Source organism: Variovorax sp. 10N420 (assembly GCF_056394705.1).
In genome coordinates this window covers 38,205-61,084 of sequence record NZ_JBFTIJ010000018.1, presented here as the reverse complement: position 1 = coordinate 61,084, position 22,880 = coordinate 38,205, and the positions used below count along the sequence as shown (strand labels likewise).

The following is a 22,880-nucleotide window of genomic DNA, read 5'->3' as shown; positions in this document are numbered from 1 at the left end:
TCAGACTTTCGTGAGCCAGTGGGCGTATTTGGGATTGCGTCCGTTCACGATGTCGAAGAACGCGCTCTGAATTTTTTCCGTGACCGGGCCGCGCGAACCCTTGCCGATCTCGATGCGGTCGAGTTCGCGGATCGGCGTCACTTCGGCTGCCGTGCCCGTGAAGAATGCTTCATCCGCAATGTAGACCTCGTCCCGCGTGATTCGCTTCTGCACGAGCTCGATGCCGAGGTCCTTGCAGATGTGCAGGATGGTGTTGCGCGTGATGCCGTTGAGCGCGCCGGCCGAGAGATCAGGCGTGTAGACCACACCGCCCTTGACCACGAACACGTTCTCGCCCGCACCTTCGGAGACGAAGCCGCTCGCGTCCAGCAAGAGGGCTTCGTCGTAGCCGTCGTCCAGCGCTTCCATGTTGGCGAGGATGGAGTTGCTGTAGTTGCTCACCGCCTTGGCTTGCGTCATCGTGATGTTGACGTGATGGCGCGTGTAGCTCGATGTCTTGACGCGGATGCCGCGCTTCAGGCCTTCTTCGCCGAGGTAAGCACCCCAGGACCATGCGGCGACCATTGCGTGGATGCGATTGCCCTTGGGGCTCACGCCGAGCTTTTCGGAGCCGATCCACACCAGCGGACGCAAATAGCAGCTGTCGAGATTGTTGGTGCGCACCACCTGCTTTTGCGCCTCGTTGAACTGCTCGGGCGTGAAGGGAATCTTCATGCGCAGGATCTTGGCGCTGTTGAAGAGCCGCTCGGTGTGGTCCGCCAGCCGGAAGATCGCCGTGCCATCGACCGTCTTGTAGGCGCGCACGCCTTCGAAGACACCGCAGCCGTAGTGCAGCGTGTGGGTCAGCACGTGGATCTTGGCGTCGCGCCACTCCACGAGATCACCGTCCATCCAGATCTTGCCGTCACGGTCGTCCAGTGAGGGGGGCAGCGCGCTCATGTTCTTGGTCCTCAGGCGTAGGGGGTATGTCGCAAAAGCTTTCGATTTTACGACCGCGACCGTCGGCGCCGCACCGACAATGCTCAGCTTTGCTTTCCCCGCGCTGTGCGCGACCCATCAAACTGGCGCAGCCAAGCCCAGGGCAGCCGCGGAACCGGCTTCGCCGGGCCGCTGGCTACGCCCCCTGAGGGGGAGCGCCACAGGCGCATGGGGGTGTTTTCATCCAGCCAAGAAAAGGGTTTCAGTGTCCGTCTTCAAGAACGTCATCGTCTACCGCATCGAGCCCACGTGGTCGCAGTCGCTCGATCAGGTCGAGAAGTGCCTCGACGCCCAGCGCTTCGTCCCCTGCAGCCCCTCCCAGGAAAAGTCCACCGGCTGGGTCGAGCCTCGCGGCGAAGACCACGGCCCTCTTGCCGAATCGATCAGCGGCCAGTGGCTGCTCGAATTCATGATCGAAAGCAAGACGCTGCCGGCTTCGGTCGTGCGCCGCAAGGTCGACGAGCGCGCCGCGCAGATCGAGGCAACCACCGGCCGCAAGCCCGGCAAGAAAGAGAAGAAGGAACTGAAGGAAGACGTCACGCACGAGCTGCTGCCGCTGGCGTTCACGCGCCATGCGCGCGTCGCGGTGTGGATCGATCCGGCTGCGCGCCGGCTCGTCGTCAATTCAAGCAACGCAGCGCGCGCGGATGAAGTCGTGACGAATCTCGTGAAGGCGCTCGACGGCTTCGCTGTGGCGCTGGTCAACACACAGGTCGAGCCCGCGGTCGCGATGTCGAACTGGCTGTCGACGCAGGAGCCACCCGCCGGCTTCACGATCGATCGCGAATGCGAGCTGAAGGCGAGCGACGAATCCAAGGCCATGGTGCGCTACGCCAAGCATCCGCTCGACATCGAGGAAGTGCGCCAGCACATCGCCGATGGCAAGCGGCCAACGCGTCTTGCCATGACATGGGATGACCGCGTGTCCTTCGAGCTCACCGAAGGCCTGCAGATTCGCAAGATCGTGTTTTTGGAAGGAACGCTCGACGACGCGCCGGCTTCGGGCAAGGAAGACAACTTCGACGCCGATGCTGCGATCGCCACCGGCGAGCTCGGCCAGCTCGTGCCGGAATTGATCGACGCGCTAGGCGGTGAAATGCAACTGGGCGCGGCGCCCGTCGATGCGACGCCAGCGGCGAAGGCCAAGCCAGCGGTGGAAGAAGCTCTAGAGGACGAGTCGGCGCCGTTTTAAACGGGCGGGCGCAGCGCGTCCGCCGCGCCGGGCTTGACGGCGTCGGCGCTGCGCCCATCCGGCAGCCCTTCGGCCGCGTTGTCCTCCGCCGTCTCGGCCACTTCGGGCCGCACCAGCGTCCACTCCGTCAGCTTGCCACCGACAAAGGTGGCATCGACCCATGAGCCGCCCGCATCCGTCCAGCGGAACACTTCGGGCTGGGTGTCCTTCGGTGTGCGGAGTTCGCCGATGGCGCGCGTCATTGCGACGACGTGAAGCAGGGTTGCCTTCGGCTTGAGCTTTGCGTTGAGCATCACGGCGCTCGCCACGGTGCCGATGGGCCGATCGGCAGCGCGCCTCAACACAGTGATCGCGCGATTGATATTCAAGAGCACGAACATCACGATGGCGCCGACGGCCAGCGCCACGCCGGACCAGCCATAACTGCGATAGGCCAAGCCGATCAATACGACGCCGACGATGGGAACGAGGATCTTGCCGAAATTCATAGCACCGATTGTCGCCCGAGTACGGGGCCGATTTCGACAGTGAAATCAGTCGCTCTCTTACATCCACGCCGAAGAAAAAACAAAACAGTACAAGCCCGCAAAGGCGCAAGCACAAACTCTCTTCATGACGAAGTACTGCGACGCGTGTCACTCCGCGAACAGTGATCGAGCCAAATATTGCTGCGTTTGCCACGGCAGGTTTTCGGGTGTGCGCTTCGGGGCGCACACGTCTGCCAGCGCGGTTGCGGATTCGCTACCACCACAAAGGCAAAGGCCGCAAGCCAGAGCGCGTGGAGCACGATTGCCTTCAACGCCATCGCCCACACCAACGCATGGGCGCGACCGCAGCATCTCGCAGCACTCGACAGCAATGCGTGCTGGCCTGGTGCTGGTCTTCCTGGTGCTGCTGCTTGGGCCTTTCACGAATTGGAATTCCAGCGCGTCTCCGGAGCGTTGGTCATCCATCAGAAGTTCGGTCGTATCGAAGTGGGATTGGATGGCCGCGTCGGTCACGGAGAACGTCAAGCCACTCCTGACGGCCGCATTAGCTGTCGAACAGCCAGAGCACGATACCGTGGGCACCGTCGCAGGCGATGGCGCGCGTCGTGCCGAAGCACCTTCATCACGTGCCGGATCTCGATCCGCCAATTCGGCACCGACGAATCGATGCTCCGAAGCGCAAGCGGCGCTGTCTCTTTGCCCGAAAAACTAGCCCTTCCGCAGTGCGCCGAGGAGCGGCTTGCCTCGCCGAGCTAGCGCGGCTGCAGCCCAATGCGAGTGACACCGAATTTCTCAAGCGCTTTCGTGAACGTGAACGATCGCTCGAATTCGGGTCGATTGTCAGGCTCCGAGTTGACGCTCCAGCAGATTTCAAAGTTGTCGACCGGCTTTGCCGCCCGACCGGCGTAGAAGCTCGTATAGCACTCGCTGACCCTCTCGAGCGCATCTTGCGCATAGCGCTTCGCGTTCGCAGGGTCGGGCCAATGGACTTGCGCCAGCGCGCACCGAAAACTCAGCGCGATTCGCTCGTCAAGGATGGGCTCGGTATTGAAGGCGCGAAAGAGATCGCGCAAGCGGTTGCAGAACCCCAGCGCCTCCGTCAGATCGCCCCGGACCAGGAACAAGAACTCGTCGCCCGCCGCGTACTTTCTGTAGAAGCGGCGTTGCGTCAACGGCACCTTGCCGAGCGACTCGCTGCCGATGGGGGAATCGCCAAACTTCTTCTTGTACATCTCCTCGTCCCTGCGCATGCTGACGTGGATCTTCTGCACGATGCCCCTGAGCAATCGGTCGCCGCGCTCGAATCCGAACTTCTGATTGACGCTGCTGAAGTCATGGATGTCGAGGAGGATCAAATGGCCTTCGCGCTTCAAACCCTGCGCCTGCGCAAACATCGCGAAGTCTTCTTCAAGACGATCCTGCCGAGGTATCCCCGTGACGACATCGAGCGTGAAGCTGCGATTGATCGAAGCCAACATCAGCTTCAGATTTTCGATTTCATCGTCCTTGCGCTTGCTCTCCACCTTTTCCGCGAACCAGAGCCTGTCGACCAGGAACCATGCACAGCTCGCCGCAAGCAACATTGAGAAGATGAGCAACGGCCACGAAAGCAAGAGCACCGAGCCGTCGACATGCACGACGGTGTTGGCTGGCACCAGGAAGAAATCGATCAGCGTCTTGCGGAAATCGTCACTCAGCTTGGCAGCCCCCAGGAGCAAGCTTGCTGCCGGGCCCACGACTGCGAGAACGAGTTTGGGGTTGACCGGCCTGAGATTCATGCGGGGCTCCAATGTTTGGCGATTGGTAGCCTGACCTTATATGAAAGACGCGTCAGTTTTGCGCGGCGTTCGCGACGATCAGCCGTGAAGTTGCCCGCGTCGCCCCGACGTAGAACAACCGCATCTCCTCCAGCGCATCGCCATCCGCTGCGGCCGGCTCGCTGCCGGCTACGGACTGACGTGCGCCCATCACCGCGACGACCGCAAACTCCAGCCCCTTGCTCGCATGCAGCGTCATCACCTTGATGTCGTCGGCCAGCGGATCGAAATCGCTCGTGCCCTTGCGCACTTTGTGCGGCAGCCGGCGACGGCTCAGCGCCCGCGAGCATTCGTCCATCAGCGCCCAACTGCGGCACAGCACCGCCATGTCGCCCCAGGCGTGGCCTTCGTTGTGCGCACTCGCCATCAGATCCGCGATGCGGTCCGCCTGCTCTCGCGGGCTCGGCAGATCGATGACGATCGGCTCCGGGCCATCACGGCCGCAGCTCACGGGCTGCAGGACCGGAACGCCGTCATCGTCCTTTTCCTGCGGACGCAGCAGCTCCGACGCCATCGCGCTCGCGGTCTGGAGGATTTGCCGGGTGTTGCGGTAGTTGATCTTGAGAATCGTCGTGCGGCCCTGCGCTTGCACCCCGACGCTCTTGAAGCTGAAGGGCTTGCCTCGCCGCTTGTCGTAGATGCTCTGCGCATCGTCGTAAAGCAGCAGCAGACTGTTGGTGCTCGGGTCGACCATCTGCGTGACCAACTTGAGCCATTCCGGCGCGAAGTCGTGGCCTTCGTCGACCAGCACTGCCAGATACTGGCCCGACGGAATCATCCGCCGGTCGACCCCCTCGATGACGTTGAGCACCATCCGATCCATCTTGGCGCCCACCGGCAGTTCGTTGGGCGGCAGTGGTTGGCCGAACGCCACCAGCTGATCGCGGCACCACTTGTGGAAATGCCGGACGTGCACGCGATCCGACAGTCCTTTGGCCCCCATCGTTGCGTGCAGCTTGACCGCGAGCGGCTCGTTGTAGCAAAGGATGAGCACCGGCTTCGCACCGGCGGACGTGGCCTTGGCCAGGTACTCCGCGCGGTAGCCCAGGATCATCGTCTTGCCGGAGCCGGCCACGCCGTGGATCACGCGATGGCCGTCGCCAAGACTGCGCGCGAGCTGCTCCTGCTGCAAGTCCATCACGCGCAGGAAATCGGGGATGGCCGCCTCTTCGTCCACATCGTCGAAGAGCGAACCTTGATCGGCCACGCGCACTTCGGGAAACAGGTTCCACCGCACGCGGTCGATCTGAGGCAGCGAAAGCGTGCCGCGCATGAGCTGCGGGAACATGTCCCACAGCCGGGATTGAAAGGCTTCGGGCTCGGCGTCTTCGAGCATCTCGTCGGAACAGACCACCCGGTGCGGCTCGATGGCGCGGGAAAGGCCAGCCGCTTCAAACTGCTTGCGGGTGATGCGCGTGAAGACGACGCCGTAGCTCCACGGAAACGTGAGCATGCCTTGCCACTTGCCCTCGTGCTGCACCAACTGTGCGTCGCGCTTGAGGGCATCGACCACCTGCAGACTCTGGTGTCGGGCTTGCTCGATAGGGTTGGGCACGCTCTTGGGTACACCTTCGGGCACGATCTGCCAGTCGCCGCGACTGGCCTCCCGAATCGTGTCGAGGCGCCAGTCCTTGGTCTCAAGGATCAGGAGGCCGCTGCGCGGATGCAGGACCACGAAGTCGGGATGGCATTGCTTGGGGCCGATGGGCACGTCGAACCAAAGCAGGTAGTCGTCGTCGAGCTTCTGCTGAAGCCGTTCCGCCAGGCGACGCTCGCCGGAGGTCATGCGCGCGACGCAAGTGCTGAGGGCGGGGATCAGGACAGCCATTGGAGAGATTCGCCGGGTTGGTCAGCTTGGCATCATGGCTGGGGCGCTCCTCGGCCGGCACTTCTGCAAGGGATGAACGAGGCGCGAACTGTGCAATATATCCCGGCCTGGATTCGTGGTGTTCGAGTCTTCCGTCCCTCCGCTTTAGAGGTCGGCCAGTATCCCGGTCGATGTGGCTTCGGCAGCCAACTTGCCTGCGGGGTTGTAGAGCGAGGCCTCCATGAAGGTCACCCGCTTGCCGCGTCGGATCACTCGTCCCTCGACCCAGCCCTCGCCGGGGGCGACCTTTTCGTAGAAGCTGACCTTGATCTCCAGGCTGAAGACGGTTTGCGCATGCCCGGTATCGTGGATCACCGCATGCGCCATCGCCGCATCGAGCCAGGCCGTGATGAATCCGCCCTGGGCGATCGTGCCGTTCGTGTGGCAATACTCGGGCCGAACCGTGAATGCCGCCTTCAGTGCCTTTCGTTCGGGGTCCCATTCGGTCACGTGGAAGTTGCCCATCGATTCGCTCAGCGCCTTGCCTGAGCGGATCCGTGCGTCCAAGTCGTCGTTCATGGGTGCGATTGCTGGTGGAGGTGGGGCATTGTCGTGCCGGGAGGCGGCTATTCGACGGGGCGGCATCGCGGATGTATGCATCGCTCGGTACTTTCGTTGACCCTCATTAGTGGCTATGACAGAGTAGAAACATGCCTAAACCTACAAAAAGTCAGCGCCGCGAGAATCGCAAGAAGAAGGAACTGAAACGGCAACAAGCGCGCGCGCTAAAACAACAGGAGCCGAAACTCAAGGCTTGGGAAGCGCCGAAGATGAAAATCTTCCAAGTGCCGAAACTGGTTAGAGACGACTTGTCGTGGGAGCAGCGTCTCGCGCTCCTGCGAGCTATAGGGGACCAAGCGAAGACAGAGTTCGACGAGCGGTATCCCCGCATTCAGAAGTGGCTCATTGACTACGACCCCGTCCACGTATTGTCGATGTGCGCTTTCTACTTCGTCTCGTTGCCTGAAGGAACTGATCCCGAGGCAGTCGGCAAGCTAGAGTTTCCGCATCACTTCTTGGAGATCATGCAGGCATTCGCGCTCTATCAACCGCGAAGCTTCAACTTCATTCCGCTCCAAGGCAACATGGAGATGCTCAAGAACGAGATGATCGAAGTCGGTCAAACCATGAATCTCCGATACTTGGCAATTCCCGAGACCCACTCCACACGGGACGAGGTCGAAGCCTACCGCTTGCGAACCGAGATGATGGCCCAGACAACGGCCGTACGGAACTGGGCGTACCCGCATCAGATGCGAAAGGTTGTCTTTGATCTTGCTTCCGCTATTCGAGCCGAATTCGTAGCCAAATATCTAATAGATCCGGTAGCACTGTTCACGATGCTGTTCTATCTTGCGGACGAGCGAGAAGACCTGCTCAACGCTCACATCTCGAGACTGCGACCCATCTTCCGCAAGAAAAGTCACACAGATATCTTCTCGGCCTACAACGACGCATTCCCTGAGAACGTGCGGATTCACGACGCCGGAGCGGCTGAAATTTGGGAAAGGGCCCGCAAGAACAGGGGCACGCTCCGAGCTCTCTTGATGGCCCACGCGGACCTGAAGCTCCAGGACATTTATTCGTTTTCACTTGACCACGCTCTCGACGTTCTCGGACACGGCGCGGACCGTGACGCGCTCAAGGGACTGTTGACCCGACTGTCATATCAGTTTGGTGACCTCGCGGGTTTCAACAAGGATCACATCATTCTCAGCAATCCAGTCCTTTCCCGTCCGTTTATACGATTGCAAGATGGCCAGTTTTTTTCCGCGATGTGGGGCATCTTTCCCCACTTGGCAATGGACATCCTAGAGGACTTGATCTGGGAGGAGGGCGCGCTTAGATCCAAATACACACGCCTGAAGTCCAAGTACCTGGAGGATGAGCTAGAACGCATCATGCGCGCCGGATTTCCAAACGCGACTTTGTATCGCGGAAGCCTATGGCGAGACCCTGCATCTGGCGTCGAGTACGAAAACGACTTGTTGGTCGTCATTGATAGCTTCGCGATCGTTCTTGAAGCGAAGTCGGCCTCGGTAAGTGACCCAGCGCGGCGAGGCGCCCCTGAGCGTCTTGCAGCGACGCTTCGCGAATTGATCGAAGATCCGTCCGACCAAGCGCACCGATTCATTCGGCACCTAGAGAATCAGAAGCAGACGCTCACGTTCAACACTAAGCGGGGAGGCACTAACGTAGTCGATAGTACGCCCATCAAGTACTACATTCCATTGGGCGTCACACTTTCACATTTGGGGTCCATTGGAAGCAATCTCAAGAAGTTGATTGCGGCTCAAATCACGAATAAAAAATTGGAGGAGTTGGCGCCGTCGATGAGCCTCACGGATCTCGAATCGATTCTGGAGCTTCTTCCTCTCGAACTTGAAAAGATTCACTATCTTGCTCGGCGCCGCGAATTCGAAGCTCACATGGAATACGAGGGGGACGAAATGGATCTGCTGGGCTTCTATCTCGACACGGGCTTCAACATCGGGAACACAGAATACGACAAGAGCACAACTATCAACATGCTCTTGAAGTCCAAGGAGCTAGACCCCTATTTCGTAGGATCCCGCGAGGGCAAGCAGGTCGCCAAGCCCGAACTTGCTATGACGACCTGGTGGCGAGACATACTCAACCGCATCTCGGAGAGGCGCTCCGATGGATGGGTAGAGACTGGGTTCATTCTGCTCAATACAACAAAGGACGACCAGGCGAAGTTCGAACGCGAGTTCAAGAATCTCATGCGGCGGGTCGAGCGCGGGCAGGTCGATATGCCACACAACTTCGTAATCTTTAAGTCGGGGCCAACTCGAAGGCTCTACGTCATTGCCGGCTATCCGCACACAACGACCGACAAGGAAATCCGAAATTCGGTCATTGCCGACTTGATGAATGGAGAGTTCAGCGATAGTGTGCGAGGGATGGCGGTCATTGGCGTGAGCTTAAGCTCCCCAAGTTACCCGTATAGCGTCCTCGCTAGGCAGACTGCAACGAACTTGTTCGATACATTGACGCTATCCTGACTGCCGACTCAGTGCAACGCTTGCGAGAAAGGCCCTAGCTTCGTGTGCCAGGAAACGATGTGGCTTCGGCCGCCAACTTGCCTGCGGAGTTGTAAAGCGAAGCCTCAAGAAAGGCCACCCGCTTGCCGCACCTGATCACGTCCACCCAATCGTCACCGCGGCCGACCCTCAGAGAGGCTGACCTTGATTTCCAGGCTGAAGACGGTTTTCGCATGCCCGAAATCGTGGATCACCGCATGTGCCGTCGCTGTATCAAGCCGGGCCGTGATGATTCCGCCCTGAGCGGTCGTGCCGTTCGTGTGGCAATACTCGGGCCAAACCGTGAAAGCCGCCTTCAAGGCCTTTCGTTCAGGATCTCACTCGGTCACGTATCTCATTGGCTACTGCGCCCAGGAGCAAGATAGTCTCAATCTGTGCGCGAGTTACTAGCGAGAAGGCTCAATTCCGCTTCGCTGCTGATACTGTAAATATTAATGGGATTTTTTCGGGGCGAACTTGACGTACCCCCTACTATCCATTGCTGCCTCGGCATCTCGCCTCTGATGCTGCAACAATTCGTCTTTAGTCAATTCACGTTGGCTAGCAAAACAAGCACCTCCAAGTTTTGCGCGCGTCAAATACAGCGATCTCGCGTTTTTAATCTTGGATTTCATTACGTTTCTCCTAGAAATTTCCGAATCTTGGCGGGCGTAATTTTTTCAAGACAGTAGTCGTGGATTTTAGATTTTTGAGCTTTGGTGTGTTTCTCAGCCACCGATTTACCCTCGGCGTCCACCGTCAACGTGTATGTCCGCTCATCGTCTTTCTTAGTCCATGTGCGCACATCGCCGACTTCTTCGTAAATCCAATCAAGGCGGTCGTCGACCTTCGCCAATTCGTTAGCGAGATCAATAATGGATCGGAAGCGCTCAGCAGGATTTACCTCAAGACATTTCTTGACGAGTTTCCGCATTCGTTCAGGAACTCTCTCCTCAAAGACACTACGATCTGGAAATCTACCATTTTGAACATCGAATTTAAATAAATCTCGGTCGAACGAACCATCGCCTTTTCGGTATTTCTCGTATTGAGAATAAAAGGCGCGATTTCCGTTGCACATCCGATAAAGAGTCACTCCAAACTGGTAGATATCGAATGCCGGCCCATATTGGTCGGTGACATAGGTTTCCGGGGGGCGCATCTTCCCGTACATACGATCTTGTTCGGCCACTCCATTCGGCAACATCCGCTTGGAAAGACCAAAATCGCTCAGCAACGCTTCACCACGATTTGAAAGGAGAACGTTGTCAGGCTTTACATCAAAGTGAATAAGCTTTTTCGAATGGATATTATGTAGACCACTGGCGATCTGACTCCCCAACACCACAATTTCCCGGACAGTCAAGTGACGGCTATTGAGCAATGTGTTTAACGATCCGTTGGAATAATACGGAAGCGCAATATAAATATTATCCGGATCTTGGCATGCGTAGCAAATCTCCACGACATTCGCATGAACGCTCAAATACAGAATACGCGCCTCATCGAAAAAAGCACTAACCGAATCAAAAGATGCCTTCGGCACTTGCTTGATTACGATTTCGGCATCCAGTTGATGATCGTGAGCCAAAAACGTACGAGAATTCGCGCCCTCTAGTCCAATTTCCCGTTTGAATTCGAAATTTACTTCCGCCTTGCTAATCGGATTAAGCATTGCACGCCCCAATCGCGCACAGCACAGCCTCTCGCTCCACCTTGGATAATTCGGACCAGTTTTCCATATCCCAATCGAGTTCGCCGTCGATATACTTTTTAAAGTCAGCGCGCGGGATATCTATTTTTGACGATATGTTGGAGATGTGCCCCACGTAATAGTGGGCGAGGTCACTGCTCGCAAAAGCTTCTTGGATCACCCCTTCCATTTGAATTCGAAAGGTATCTGCTTGCTGGGCGCTTGGCTCGGTGACGCGAACGCCAGCCTTTTCAATGCGGTACTCTCGAAGTACATCCAAAAGATTGTTTCTCAGATACTTCAACTTATCGGGAACGTCGAAGGCCGCAGCGATCCTGATCTCTTCAACGTTGAGGATTTTTTTCTGTGAGTGGTCATACACAGCAAAGGTGACGACCGTGGGCGCGGCTCGAATACCTAGACATCTCATGGTCAGTACTTGGTCCAATGGCTAGTTTTGTTGCATCGACAGTCTGAACTAATACTGTATGAGCATACAGTATTCCGCCACTCCTGCGCATTACAGCTGCCGACTGCGTAGAAAGCGACTGTAGCGCCATGGCACCCTTCAGGCGTGCGCGACATAGACGGCATCGAGGAAGCCAACCCCCGATGGGTTCGATCGCTGACGCGCCACGCGCCAGAACCTCCACCCGAAGACGTTCTGGATCTGGGGCGCTGTGCGCCCGACCGTTGTGCTGGTACTCATCGCAATGGGGGCAGGCGGCGGCAACGTTCTCCAACAATCAGGGGCCCGCAGCTGGTGAACGGCAAGCGCGGTTCCCATCAGAGGTTGTTTCCGAACGCGTGCAACGGATGGCTGGAGCGAGGCTCAGGCACAGACTTCAGCCCACGACGAGCGGCCAACAAGCCGCAAGCCGAGACCGAGCTTTCACTGGTCTTTAGTGCAGCGCCTCACGCGCCGCCTGAATCGCAGCCGTCACCGTCTGCATGCGCCGCACCATCTCCGCGTTGATCACCTCCATCAAAGCGCTCAACTCGATCGGCTGGATGCGGAACTCCTCGATTTCCTGCAGATAGCTCGGCGTCAGAAAGCTTTGCACGCAGGCATACGCACGATGCGCCGCGCGCAGGTTGTTGAACTCGTCCTCGACGCGTAGCGCGGCATTGCGGGCCGCTTTGTTTTCGGCTGACTTCTGAAGCGCGGGACTTGTCGCCGTTCGGCGTCTGACGGCTTTGCGCCTTGTGGATTTGGAGTTGCCGGAAGAACTCGCGGCGGTGCGATCAGACTTAGCCATTTTTTGGCCTCCCAAGAGATTGCGGTTTGCACAAACCGCCGCTCCCGAGACCAATCGAGGGCGGCGGCTCGACGAGTTGGTCTACCGGGCAACCTCTTGCGAGAAACCGGCCGGGCTTGCGCCCGCCCGCCGAGCCGCCAAAAGGGGGCACGAACGCGACGAGGCCGCAAAACCTTGCAGGCTGACTGCGACCGTCGCCGCAGAGATTGCACGGGAGACCAATCCCGATCGCGCCCTTTTGCGCGACTTGGGCAGTATATCGAGCGCTATTGCTACTGCATCTGCCTCACGATATCCAACGCCTCTTCAATGCGATCCACCGCATGAATCGTCAGCCCTTCAATCTCCTTCGCCCCCTTCCGCGGCGCATTCGCCTTCGGCACGATCGCCACGCTGAACCCCAGCTTCGCAGCCTCCCGCAACCGCTCCTGCCCACGCGGCGCCGGCCGCACCTCACCGGCCAGCCCCACTTCCCCAAACGCAATGAACCCCTTGGGCAACGGCTTCCCCCGCAAGCTCGACGTGATCGCCAGCATCACAGCCAAGTCCGCCGCCGGCTCACTGATCCGCACCCCGCCCACGGCGTTGACGAACACATCCTGATCCATGCAAGCCACGCCCGCGTGCCGATGCAACACCGCCAGCAGCATTGCCAGCCGATCCCGATCCAGCCCCACCGACAATCGCCTCGGACTCGGCCCGCCGTTGTCCACCAGCGCCTGAATCTCCACCAGCATCGGCCGCGTGCCTTCCAGCGTCACCAGCACCACACTCCCGGGCACCGGCTCCGCATGCTGGCTCAGAAAGATCGCGCTCGGATTCGCCACACCCTTGAGCCCGCGCTCGGTCATCGCAAACACGCCGATCTCGTTCACCGCCCCGAAGCGGTTCTTGATCGCCCGCACCAGGCGGAAGCTCGAATGCGTGTCGCCTTCGAAGTACAGCACCGTGTCCACCATGTGCTCCAGCACGCGCGGCCCGGCGAGCGCGCCTTCTTTCGTGACGTGGCCGACCAGCACCACGGCCGTGCCGCTGGCCTTGGCAAAGCGCGTGAGGTGCGCCGCGCATTCGCGCACCTGCGCGACGGAGCCGGGCGCCGACGTGAGCTGGTCTGAATAGACGGTCTGGATCGAATCGATCACCGCAATCGCCGGCCGCGTGGCGTCGAGCGTGGCAATGATCTTTTCGAGCTGGATCTCGGCCAATACCTGCACCTGCGATCGCTCCAGCCCGAGCCGGCGTGAGCGCAATGCGACTTGCGCGCCGCTTTCTTCGCCCGTCACATAGAGCGCGTTTCGGCCGGCGTGCTGCAACGCATCCACAGCCTGCAGCAGCAGCGTGGATTTGCCGATGCCCGGGTCGCCGCCGATGAGCGTGACGCCGCCGTCGACGATGCCGCCGCCCAGCACGCGGTCGAGTTCGTCAATGCCCGTGGGCGTACGTGCGATGTCGGTGGCTTCGATCTCTGAAAGGGTTGCAAGCTCGGCCGACCCGGCGAGCGCGGCGAACTGGGTGCCGAAGCGGTTGTTGGCGGTGCCGCCGGCGGGCGCCGCAACCTGCTCGATCAATGTGTTCCAGGCACCGCAGCTCGGGCATTTGCCGAGCCATTTGGCGCTCGTGCCGCCGCATTCGGTGCAGACGTAAATCGTTTTTTCTTTGGCCATGCCGTCAAGTGTAGGGAGGCGCAGGGGCGCCGCTCCGCGCACAATGGCGCGCGAGACCCTCTGCTCGATGGCAATCACCCCGGAGCTTGATATGACCTCCACCTTGAAGCTCGTGATCTACATGGCCGTACTTGCGTGGCTCACGTCGCTTGTCGCGGGCCTCGTTCGAGTCAGAGGATGGACCTTCTCCGGCACCATGCTTGCGTTCGGGAATCGCGACAACCTGCCAGTGGCGACGCCGTTCGCAGGACGGGCCGAACGCACTGCCCGGAACACCTTCGAGAACTTCGCGCTCTTTGCCGTGATCGCGCTGGTCGCACATGCAGTGGGGGCCACCAATCCGAAAGTTGCCCTGGGGGCGGAAATATTCTTCTGGGCCCGCGTGCTGTACATCCCGGTGTACTACGCCGGAATCATCTATTTGCGCACTGCAATCTGGACGATCAGCATCGTGGGTCTGGTGATGATGATCATGGCCATTTTGTAGGCGCAACCCGCGGCAGGCGCGCGGAAGATGCAGCGCCGCAAAAGTCGCCGCCGCAGCGTCCCGGCGCTAGACTCACCCGACCATGACGGCCAGCCTCGATCAGCCTTCCGGCCAGGGGTTCACAACGCAGGCTTCGGCCGGCGAGGCGGATCGCTTGGGGCCCGTGGCAGATCTCGCCGAGGGCGCGCTGCTGGATCGCGAATTGGAAGACCGGCTGCGCCGGCGGCTGTTCGTGCTGGGCCATGCGGCCGTGCGCCAGGGCCTGATGGCGGTGGCGGTGTTCGCAGCGGTCTTCTCGGCGCTCACCGGCCCGCGGCTTGCCATTTTTCTGTGGGTGGCGCTGGTGTGTGGCGTGCTGATGGTGCGCCTGTACTTCCTCGAACAGAACCTGCGGGTATACCCCGCCCCCCAATACGCCGAACGCCAACCCGCCGGCAACTGGCGCTACTTCGTGCCCTACACCGCGACGAGCGTGGTCTGGGGCCTGGGGCCGTGGTTCCTGATGCCGCTGGGGCCGATCCCCACCGAGTGGCTGGCGGTGCAGGCGGTGTTCGTATCGGGACTGATGACGGGCGTCGTTCCGGTGGTGGCGCCGTCGCGCAAGGCCGCCTACATGTGGCTCGTGCCGCTGGCGCTGGGCATGGCGACACGCGCCGCGGTCCAGGGCGGAGCGGTCGGCTGGACCCTGTGCACCTACATCCTGCTGTACGCGATCGTGGCGTGGCGTTTTGCGCGCCAGCAAGGCGAACTGCTGCGCGCCGGGCTGCGTTCGCAGATCGAGAAGGAAGAGCTGTCGCGACAGCTGATGGCCCAGTCGCACGACCTGGAGCGGCTGAATGCCGAGCGCAGCCGCTTCTTCGCGTCGGCCAGCCACGACCTGCGCCAGCCGGTGCACGCACTGGCTTTGTTCTCCGAGGCGCTGCGGCGCGAAGTGCAGGGTACTCCGGCGCAACGGCTGGCCGATCAGGTGGTGGAGGCCACGCGGTCGGTGAGCGGTCTGCTCAACGGATTGCTAGACATTTCCAAGATCGACGCTGGCGCGGTGCAGCCGGTGTTCGCACCAGTGGCGGTGGATCAGATCTTCCTGCGCCTGTCCCAACTGTATGAAGAGCGCGCGGCCGCGGCCGGGCTGCAGCTGCGCTTTCACCCGATCCCGTGCGAGATCGTGAGCGACGGCGATCTGCTGCTGCGCGTGCTGTTCAACTTCGTCGACAACGCCTTCAAGTACTGCGAGCGCGGCGGCGTGCTGGTGAGCGCGCGGCCGCGCGGCGGGCGCATCAGGCTGGCCGTGTGGGACACGGGGCGCGGTATCGGCGCCGCGCACCTGTCGCGCGTGTTCGATGAGTTCTACCAGGTGGACAACCTGCATCGCGACAGCGTGCGCGGGCTCGGAATCGGGCTGGCGATCGTCAGGCGGCTCGCGGTGCTGCTGGAGGGTGAGGTGGGCTTGCATTCGGCGCCGGGCCGGGGCAGCGTGTTCTGGATCGAGCTGCCGCTGCGCCCCAGCACCGCCGCGCAGGCCAGTGCGCTCGCCAACGTTGCCGGTGCGCCTGTGCCCAGCTTGGAGAGCGCTGGTGCAGCGATGCCCGAGCGACCATTGCACGTATTGCTGCTGGATGACGAGGCCGCAGTCTGTGACGCCATGCGCATATGGCTCGCGCCCTACTGCGCTGCCATCCACACCGCGCAGACGGTGGACGAGGCCAGCGTCGTAGTGGCGCGCGAAGGCGCGAGGCTCGACGCGATGCTGGTGGACTTCCGGCTGGCCGGCGAACTCGACGGCATCGGCGCTACGCACCGCCTGCGAGCGCAGGCCGGGCGCATGCTGCCTGTCATCCTGATCACCGGCGACACCGACCCGGTGCTCGTGCGTGCCGCCTACGACAGCGGTCTGGTGGTGATGTTCAAGCCGGTGCAGCCCGAGCAGTTGGCGAAGCGACTTCGAGAGCTGTGTGCGGCGCCGGCCGATGCGGGCATCCCGCCTTTCGACAGCGCGCGCTTGTCAAGTTGAAGCGTTTCTCACTGATTCAGCCAATCGCATTCGGTGCAGACGTCGACTGCAGGGAAGGCGCCCTCATTCGCGCACCGGGTGCGGGCAAGCTCCCGCGCAGGTCACGCCAGCACGCGCCGCAATGCGCGAATGCGCTGCAGCGCGATCGCAGTGCCTCCGCCGAACAGACAGGCTCGTTGACGCAGCAGCGTACCGTCCAGAGCCTCGAGTGCGCGCGCGATGCGGCGGTGACGGGGCCGTTCAAACAACAGGGTCGCTCCCGAGCGCAAGGCGCAGGGCTTCAATGAGACTGCTCTCGCTGGCCGACAAGGTCGAACGATCGATGTGCCGCCAGTTGCGCTCGTAGATGCTCAACGCTTCGCGCGGGGTCAATTCCTGCGGGCCATGAACCTGCCACGCGAGTTGCTTGAGCCAGGGGTAGTCGGCAATGCGAACGCGCGCGGGAAGCCATCCTCGGTGATTCGCCGCGGAAGAGTTTGCAGAATCCTCTAGCGGACTGATCAGTGCCCGAAGGCCGAGCACTCCCAGGACCTTGACGTATGCGCCGATGGTGACCGCGGGCTCACCTTTTTCGATCCGGTGCAGGGTCACGCGCGAAATGCCCGCAGCTTCGGAAGCGGCCACCGCGCTGATGCCCAGGTCCTTGCGGCGTCGGCGCACGGTGGCACCGATGGCAGCCAGAGCCTCGGCGGATTGGGTCGTGAGTTCGGGGCTGCGAGCGGGCATAAGTGTTTCTCATTATGTGCAAACATGCCTTTTTGTCAATAATGAGAAACGTTTCTTGGTGCTCAGTGGCTCGCGCCGAATTCGCGCGTCAGCAGTTCCGCGAAGGCCTCGGCCGCTGGCGACAGCGATCGGCCGCGCTTGACGATCACCGCGATGTTGCGCGCCACCGTGGGTCGCACAAGTCGCCTCGCCACCAGATTCGGGTAACTCGCGTGCGCGAGGATCGACGCGGGCAGCACCGAAGCGCCGAGTCCGCTCGCTGCCATGGCGAGTGCGGTGCCCAGCAAAGTCACCTCGTGCGCAATCTTCAGTTCCACGCCCGCCTGGGCGGCGGCGCGATCGATGCTGCCGCGCACGCCGTAGCCCGGCTTCACGGTGATCAGCGGATGCGCGGCCAATTGCTTCCACGAGATCTGCGCAGACGATGACAACCGCACGCCACGGTCGACGATCACGCTCAGGTGGTCGCGCACGAAGATGCGTTCTTCCAGCCCGGCGACCTTGCCGTCGAGCGTCCCGACGCCGAAGTCCACCTGCTCACTCTGGATGCGTTCGACGAACTGACCGGGCGCGCAGTCGTCGATGTTGACCTGCACGTCCGGATGCGTGCCGAAGTAGCGCTGCATGGCCTTCGGCATCAGGGTCTGCGCGATGGTCGACGTGGCGGCCACGCGCACGCGGCCATGCCGGCCGCTGGCGAGATCAGACATCGCGGAACCGAGCGCGTCCAGTTCGGCCAGCACGCGTTCGGCGAAGACGATGGCCTGGTCGGCCGCCTCTGTACTGCGCAGGGAACGCGTGGTGCGATCGAACATGCGCACGCCCATGCGCTGCTCGAATTCGCGCAGCAGCACGCTGACCGCCGGCTGCGTCAGCGCAAGCTGGTCCGCCGCGCTCGACAGCTGGCCGCTGTGATACACGGCGACGAAAGCGCGCAACTGCCGCACGGAAGGCAGGCCGCGCATAGATAACGGTTTTTTATGAATCGCCATGAAAGCTTCATTTTTGAGCCGATGCACATCGGCTTTTAATGGACGGCTGAGACTTCTGGAGACAAAGAGCGATGAGTGAAGAACTCCAAACGCAGGTGCTGATTGTCGGCGCCGGCCCGGTCGGACTGACGTTGGCGATGGATCTGGCGCAGCGCGGCATCGACGTGCTGGTGGCCGAGATCCGCCATCGCGGCGAACCGCCGAACGTGAAGTGCAACCACGTGTCGGCCCGCTCGATGGAGATCTTTCGCCGGCTGGGCGTTGCCGCCAAGCTGCGCGACAGCGGCCTGCCTGCCGACTACCCGAACGACGTGGCCTACCGCACGACGATGACGGGCGACGAGTTGTCGCGCATTCCGATCCCCGCGCGGCGCGATCGCTACACGGCCACGGGCGGCCCCGACACGGGGTGGCCGACCCCAGAGCCGCCGCACCGCATCAACCAGATCTACCTGGAGCCGGTGCTCTTCGCGCATGCCGAAGCGGTGCAGGGCCTGCGCATCCGCAACCGGACGCGCATCGACGACTTCACGCAGGATGACGACGGCGTGTGGGCGAACGGCGTCGATCTCGACAATGGGCAGCCGGTGCGCATCCGCTGCCGCTACATGATCGGCTGCGACGGCGGGCGCTCGATGGTGCGCAAGAAGATCGGCGCGCAGTTGCACGGCACCGATGTGGTCGGCCGCGTGCAATCGACCTACTTTCGTGCCCCGGCGCTGCTTGGGCTGCTGAAGCACGCGCCTGCCTGGGCTACGTTTTCGCTCAATCCGCGGCGCTGCGGAAACGTCTACGCCATCGACGGGCGCGAGACCTGGTTGCTGCACAACTATCTGCTGGCGGACGAGACGGACTTCGAGGCGGTCGACCGCGACTGGGCGATCCGCGAGATCCTGGGGGTCGGCCCCGGGTTCGAGTACGAGATCATCTCGAAGGAGGACTGGATCGGGCGGCGTCTGGTGGCCGACCGGTTCCGCGACCGGCGCGTGTTCATCTGTGGCGATGCCTCGCACCTGTGGATTCCGATGGCCGGCTACGGCATGAATGCAGGGATCGCGGATGCGATGAATCTGTCGTGGGTGCTGGCGGGCCGGTTGCAAGGCTGGGCCACGGAGGCCGCGCTGGATGCGTACGAAGCGGAACGCCAGCCGATCACCGAGCAGGTGTCGAACTTTGCAATGAACCACGCGATCGCGTTGCAACGCCAGCGTGAGGGCGTGCCGCCGGGCATTGAAGCGCCGAGCGCGGAAGGCGACGCGCTGCGCGAAGCCACCGGGCGCGCGCTCTATGACCTGAACGTGCAGCAGTATTGCTGCGGCGGGCTCAATTTCGGCTACTTCTATGATCGTTCGCCGCTGATCGTTTACGACGGCGAACCGGCGCCGGCCTACACCATGGCCACTTTCACGCCATCGACCGTGCCCGGCTGCCGCACGCCACATCTTTGGCTCGACGATGGCCGATCGCTCTACGACGCAATGGGCCCCGGCTACACGCTGTTGCGGCGCGATCCGAATGTCGATGTCCGTTCGATCGAAGCCGCTGCAGCTTCGCGCGGCGTGCCGTTGACGGTGCTCGATCTTCGTTCCGCCGATGCCGCGACGCTCTACGACCGCAAGCTGGTGCTGTCGCGACCCGATCAGCACGTGGCGTGGCGCGGCGATGCGGCACCTGCCGATCCGATCGCATTGATCGACCTAGTGCGCGGCGCCGGAACGGCCCCCGCACTTCAATCCGAAGAGAAAGACAAGGAGACCGTCCAGTGAACCGCCGTCAAGTCATCCGCCACATCGGCACCCTGTCCGCCGCCGTCTGCGCCGCCGGGCCATCTTTGGTCCTCGCGCAGAGCGACCGTCAGATCACCATCGTCGTGCCCTACGCACCGGGCGGCACGACCGACATGCTGGGCCGGCTGATCGCGCAGCAGCTCGGCACCGCGCTCGGCCGCACCGTCATCGTTGACAACAAGCCGGGCGCCGGCACCGCGATCGGCGCCAGTCAGGTCGCCCGCGCCGCACCGGACGGCAATACGATGCTCGTGGCAACCAGCACGACGCTCGCCATCAACCAGTGGCTCTACAAGAAGCTGCCCTATGACCCGGCCAAGGACTTCGCGCCGGTGGGGCTGATCGGCGCGGTGCCGCTGATGGTGGTGGTGCATCCTTCGGTGAAGGCGAATTCGCTCGCCGAGCTGGTGGCGCTCGCGAAAGCCAAGCCCGATGCATTGAGTTACGGATCGGCCGGCAACGGGAGTCCGCAGCACCTGGGGCCGGAAATGTTCAAGGCAGCGACTTCCATCAAGCTCAGCCATGTGCCCTACAAAGGCAGCGCGCTGGCGCTGACCGATTTGCTCGGCGGTCAGATCCAGCTGATGTTCACGGACATCGCGCCGGCACTGCAGCACGTGCGCACCGGCAAGCTGCGCGCGCTCGCCGTCACTTCGCTGAAGCGCCAGAGCGCCGTGCCTGAAGTGCCGACGGTGGCTGAATCCGGTATTCCCGGCACGGCCGGATTCGAGGCTGTGGCATGGCAGAGCATCGTCGCGCCCGCGGGCACCCCGGCGGAAATCACCGAACGCTACAGCCGCGAAATCGCGAAGATCCTCGCGCAACCCGATCTGCGCCAGAAGCTCGAGCGCGAAGGGCTCGAATCGCGATCGAGCACGCCCGCCGAGTTGGCCGCCTACATGAAGACCGAAGCCAAGCGCTGGGGCGAAGTGGTGCGCCTCTCTGGCACGACGATCGATTGATCGTCCCGAGGGGGCGCGAGGGTTAACCCGAAGAGGGGTCACAAGGCAATCATTTAACATGTTAAGTAAATGAGGGCTTCATGACAACCACCTTCACGCATCGCAATCTTCCGCGTCTGCTGCTGCAGGCGCGAGAGGCCGTGATGGCCCACACACGGCCGAGCCTGCGCGAGCATGAACTTTCCGACCAGCAATGGCGCGTGCTGCGCGTGCTCGGCGAGCACGGTGCTGTCGAAACGGGCCGCGTCGCGCGCGAAGCCTTCATCCTCGGACCCAGCCTGACGGGCATGCTGGCGCGCATGGAGCGCGACGGGCTCATCACGCGCAGTCGCGATCCGGAGGATCAGCGCCGCACGGTGATCGAGGCCACCGCCCAGGGCCGCAAACTCGTCAAGCGCCTTTCCACCAGCATCGAAGCGCACTACAGGTGGATGGAAGAAAGGTTGGGCGAGGACAAGCTCGAAGAGCTCTACGCGCTGCTAGACGAACTGATCGCATTGGAACAACCATGACTTTCCTGCCGACCGGCACCGTCTACGGCGTGCTGCTGAATTTCCGAAAGGAAGTCGAAGCACTGGCGCCGCAGATGAACCAGCCGCCCTACAAGGCACCGCCAAAGGCGCCTGTGCTCTACGTGAAGACCGCCAACACCTGGAGCCCCCACGGCAGCGCCATCGCGGTTCCTGCACGTGTGCCGGAGGTCGAAGTCGGCGCCACGGTCGCCATGGTGATCGGTGCGGACAACGACGTCGAAGGCTTCGTGCTGATGAACGATCTCTCGATCCCGCACACGAGCTTTTTCCGCCCTCCCGTCAAGTTCAAGTGCCTCGATGGATTCCTCGGCATCGGCCCCGCGATGCGCGACGCGCAAGAGGTCGCCGATCCGTCCGAGTTCAGGCTCGAAGTCCGCATCAACGGCGAACTGCGGCAGTCGGTGGATTTCTCGCAAACTGTGCGCAGTGCTGCGCAGCTGTTAGCCGACGTCGGCGCCTTCATGACGCTCCAGCATGGCGATGTGCTGATGCTGGGTTGCGACGCCGGACGTCCGCTCGCACGTGCCGGAGACCGCATCGAGATCAGCGGTCCGGGCTTTGAGCCGCTCGTCAACACGCTCGTGAAGGAAGAAGCATGAAGCGCGCACGCATCCTGTTCGAAGGGGCGGTGCACGATGCCGTCGAGAAGGAAGGACAACTGCTGTTGGCCGACGGCCGGCTCGTCGCGCCGGACGCCGTGTCGTGGATGCCCCCGCTGGCACCGACGCCGCGCCCTCGCACCATCCTCGCGCTGGGACTGAACTACGCCGACCACGCCAAGGAACTCGAGTTCAAGGCACCTGAAGAGCCGCTCGTCTTCGTGAAGGGCGAAAGCACGCTCATCGGCCACCGGCAGCTCACCTCGCGGCCGTCGGACGTGCAGTTCATGCACTACGAGTGCGAACTCGCGATCGTCGTCGGCAAGACCGCGCGCAAGGTACGGCGCGATGATGCCTACGACTTCATCGGCGGCTACACCGTGGCCAACGACTACGCGATTCGCGACTACCTGGAGAACTGGTATCGCCCCAATCTGCGCGTGAAGAATCGCGACACCTGCACGCCCATCGGCCCATGGCTGGTCGACGCCGCCGACGTGCCCGATCCCATGTCGCTGGCGCTGCAAACCACGGTGAACGGCAAGGTCACGCAATCGGGCAACACGCAGGACATGATCTTCGATGCGCCCTTTCTCCTCGAATACTTCAGCAGCTTCATGACGCTGTCGCCGGGCGACTTGATCCTCACCGGCACGCCCGACGGCGTGGTGGACTGCCGGCCTGGCGATGTCATCGTGACCGAGATCGAGCGCATCGGCGCACTGGTCAACACGATCGCAGCCGCCTGAGCGGCACACCCCAACGAGACACCCAACGAGAC

At 61.9% G+C, this 22,880-nt stretch carries 22 protein-coding genes; 9 read left to right on the top strand and 13 right to left on the bottom strand.

Features of this window, described 5'->3' with window-relative positions; genetic code table 11:
- The gene (locus AC1DEK_RS27860) at positions 1 to 939 is read right to left on the bottom strand and encodes a branched-chain amino acid transaminase (protein WP_478128558.1); all 939 of its coding nucleotides are present in this window, start codon (positions 937 to 939) and stop codon (positions 1 to 3) included.
- A 244-nt stretch (positions 940 to 1,183) separates the two neighbouring features.
- Here AC1DEK_RS27860 and AC1DEK_RS27855 point away from each other — a divergent pair, with 244 nt between their 5' ends.
- Positions 1,184 to 2,170: a recombination-associated protein RdgC gene (locus AC1DEK_RS27855; protein ID WP_478128557.1), complete on the top strand. Its 987-nt coding sequence runs from the start codon at positions 1,184 to 1,186 to the stop codon at positions 2,168 to 2,170.
- Here AC1DEK_RS27855 and AC1DEK_RS27850 read toward each other — a convergent pair.
- The 5 genes from AC1DEK_RS27850 to AC1DEK_RS27830 form a co-directional block, all read right to left on the bottom strand.
- A complete protein-coding gene (locus tag AC1DEK_RS27850; protein ID WP_478128556.1) occupies positions 2,167 to 2,658 on the bottom strand; it encodes a glycerate kinase in 492 nt (163 codons plus the stop codon). The two genes, AC1DEK_RS27855 and AC1DEK_RS27850, sit on opposite strands and share 4 nt — an antisense overlap.
- 147 nt (positions 2,659 to 2,805) lie before the next feature.
- Positions 2,806 to 3,183, bottom strand: a complete 378-nt coding sequence (locus tag AC1DEK_RS27845; protein ID WP_478128555.1) for a hypothetical protein — start codon at positions 3,181 to 3,183, stop codon at positions 2,806 to 2,808.
- Between the two features lie 227 nt (positions 3,184 to 3,410).
- On the bottom strand, positions 3,411 to 4,436 hold the full coding sequence (locus AC1DEK_RS27840; RefSeq protein ID WP_478128554.1) for a diguanylate cyclase domain-containing protein: 1,026 nt from the start codon (positions 4,434 to 4,436) through the stop codon (positions 3,411 to 3,413).
- Between the two features lie 52 nt (positions 4,437 to 4,488).
- A complete protein-coding gene (locus AC1DEK_RS27835) occupies positions 4,489 to 6,303 on the bottom strand; it encodes a DEAD/DEAH box helicase (RefSeq protein ID WP_478128553.1) in 1,815 nt (604 codons plus the stop codon).
- A 144-nt stretch (positions 6,304 to 6,447) separates the two neighbouring features.
- Positions 6,448 to 6,861, bottom strand: coding sequence for a PaaI family thioesterase (locus AC1DEK_RS27830; protein ID WP_478128552.1), 414 nt, complete (start codon positions 6,859 to 6,861; stop codon positions 6,448 to 6,450).
- Between the two features lie 131 nt (positions 6,862 to 6,992).
- On the opposite strand from AC1DEK_RS27830, the gene AC1DEK_RS27825 reads away from it, so the two are divergent.
- Positions 6,993 to 9,368 (top strand): hypothetical protein, encoded by a 2,376-nt coding sequence (locus AC1DEK_RS27825; protein ID WP_478128551.1) that lies wholly within the window; start codon positions 6,993 to 6,995, stop codon positions 9,366 to 9,368.
- Positions 9,369 to 10,020: 652 nt separating this feature from the next.
- Here AC1DEK_RS27825 and AC1DEK_RS27820 read toward each other — a convergent pair.
- The 4 genes from AC1DEK_RS27820 to radA form a co-directional block, all read right to left on the bottom strand.
- Positions 10,021 to 11,061 carry a serine/threonine-protein kinase gene (locus AC1DEK_RS27820; protein ID WP_478128550.1) on the bottom strand — a complete coding sequence of 347 codons (1,041 nt, stop codon included), beginning with the start codon at positions 11,059 to 11,061 and terminating at the stop codon, positions 10,021 to 10,023.
- Positions 11,054 to 11,527, bottom strand: coding sequence for a hypothetical protein (locus tag AC1DEK_RS27815; RefSeq protein WP_478128549.1), 474 nt, complete (start codon positions 11,525 to 11,527; stop codon positions 11,054 to 11,056). The genes AC1DEK_RS27820 and AC1DEK_RS27815 overlap by 8 nt, the downstream gene beginning before the upstream one ends.
- A gap of 454 nt (positions 11,528 to 11,981) precedes the next feature.
- Positions 11,982 to 12,392: a hypothetical protein gene (locus AC1DEK_RS27810; RefSeq protein ID WP_478128548.1), complete on the bottom strand. Its 411-nt coding sequence runs from the start codon at positions 12,390 to 12,392 to the stop codon at positions 11,982 to 11,984.
- 218 nt (positions 12,393 to 12,610) lie between these two features.
- A complete protein-coding gene (radA, locus tag AC1DEK_RS27805; RefSeq protein ID WP_478128547.1) occupies positions 12,611 to 14,002 on the bottom strand; it encodes a DNA repair protein RadA in 1,392 nt (463 codons plus the stop codon).
- A 91-nt stretch (positions 14,003 to 14,093) separates the two neighbouring features.
- Here radA and AC1DEK_RS27800 point away from each other — a divergent pair, with 91 nt between their 5' ends.
- Positions 14,094 to 14,489, top strand: coding sequence for an MAPEG family protein (locus AC1DEK_RS27800; RefSeq protein WP_478128546.1), 396 nt, complete (start codon positions 14,094 to 14,096; stop codon positions 14,487 to 14,489).
- Between the two features lie 82 nt (positions 14,490 to 14,571).
- Positions 14,572 to 16,500 (top strand): hybrid sensor histidine kinase/response regulator, encoded by a 1,929-nt coding sequence (locus tag AC1DEK_RS27795; protein WP_478128545.1) that lies wholly within the window; start codon positions 14,572 to 14,574, stop codon positions 16,498 to 16,500.
- Positions 16,501 to 16,601: 101 nt separating this feature from the next.
- Here the strand turns inward: AC1DEK_RS27795 and AC1DEK_RS27790 are convergent, their stop codons facing one another.
- The 3 genes from AC1DEK_RS27790 to AC1DEK_RS27780 form a co-directional block, all read right to left on the bottom strand.
- The gene (locus AC1DEK_RS27790; RefSeq protein ID WP_478128544.1) at positions 16,602 to 16,748 is read right to left on the bottom strand and encodes a hypothetical protein; all 147 of its coding nucleotides are present in this window, start codon (positions 16,746 to 16,748) and stop codon (positions 16,602 to 16,604) included.
- Complete coding sequence (locus AC1DEK_RS27785) at positions 16,741 to 17,226, bottom strand: helix-turn-helix domain-containing protein (protein WP_478128543.1); 486 nt, start codon at positions 17,224 to 17,226, stop codon at positions 16,741 to 16,743. Before AC1DEK_RS27785 ends, AC1DEK_RS27790 begins: the two co-directional genes overlap by 8 nt.
- A 62-nt stretch (positions 17,227 to 17,288) precedes the next feature.
- Positions 17,289 to 18,218 (bottom strand): LysR substrate-binding domain-containing protein, encoded by a 930-nt coding sequence (locus AC1DEK_RS27780; RefSeq protein WP_478128542.1) that lies wholly within the window; start codon positions 18,216 to 18,218, stop codon positions 17,289 to 17,291.
- 71 nt (positions 18,219 to 18,289) lie between these two features.
- Here AC1DEK_RS27780 and AC1DEK_RS27775 point away from each other — a divergent pair, with 71 nt between their 5' ends.
- The 5 genes from AC1DEK_RS27775 to AC1DEK_RS27755 all read left to right on the top strand — a co-directional run bounded on the left by AC1DEK_RS27775 (position 18,290) and on the right by AC1DEK_RS27755 (position 22,848).
- Positions 18,290 to 19,984, top strand: coding sequence for an FAD-dependent oxidoreductase (locus AC1DEK_RS27775; RefSeq protein WP_478128541.1), 1,695 nt, complete (start codon positions 18,290 to 18,292; stop codon positions 19,982 to 19,984).
- A complete protein-coding gene (locus AC1DEK_RS27770; RefSeq protein ID WP_478128540.1) occupies positions 19,981 to 20,967 on the top strand; it encodes a Bug family tripartite tricarboxylate transporter substrate binding protein in 987 nt (328 codons plus the stop codon). The genes AC1DEK_RS27775 and AC1DEK_RS27770 overlap by 4 nt, the downstream gene beginning before the upstream one ends.
- 80 nt (positions 20,968 to 21,047) lie before the next feature.
- On the top strand, positions 21,048 to 21,479 hold the full coding sequence (hpaR, locus tag AC1DEK_RS27765; protein WP_478128539.1) for a homoprotocatechuate degradation operon regulator HpaR: 432 nt from the start codon (positions 21,048 to 21,050) through the stop codon (positions 21,477 to 21,479).
- Entirely contained in the window at positions 21,476 to 22,099 is a 624-nt protein-coding gene (locus AC1DEK_RS27760; protein WP_478128538.1) for a fumarylacetoacetate hydrolase family protein, read from the top strand. Before hpaR ends, AC1DEK_RS27760 begins: the two co-directional genes overlap by 4 nt.
- On the top strand, positions 22,096 to 22,848 hold the full coding sequence (locus AC1DEK_RS27755) for a fumarylacetoacetate hydrolase family protein (RefSeq protein ID WP_478128537.1): 753 nt from the start codon (positions 22,096 to 22,098) through the stop codon (positions 22,846 to 22,848). Before AC1DEK_RS27760 ends, AC1DEK_RS27755 begins: the two co-directional genes overlap by 4 nt.
- Positions 22,849 to 22,880: the final 32 nt, after the last annotated feature.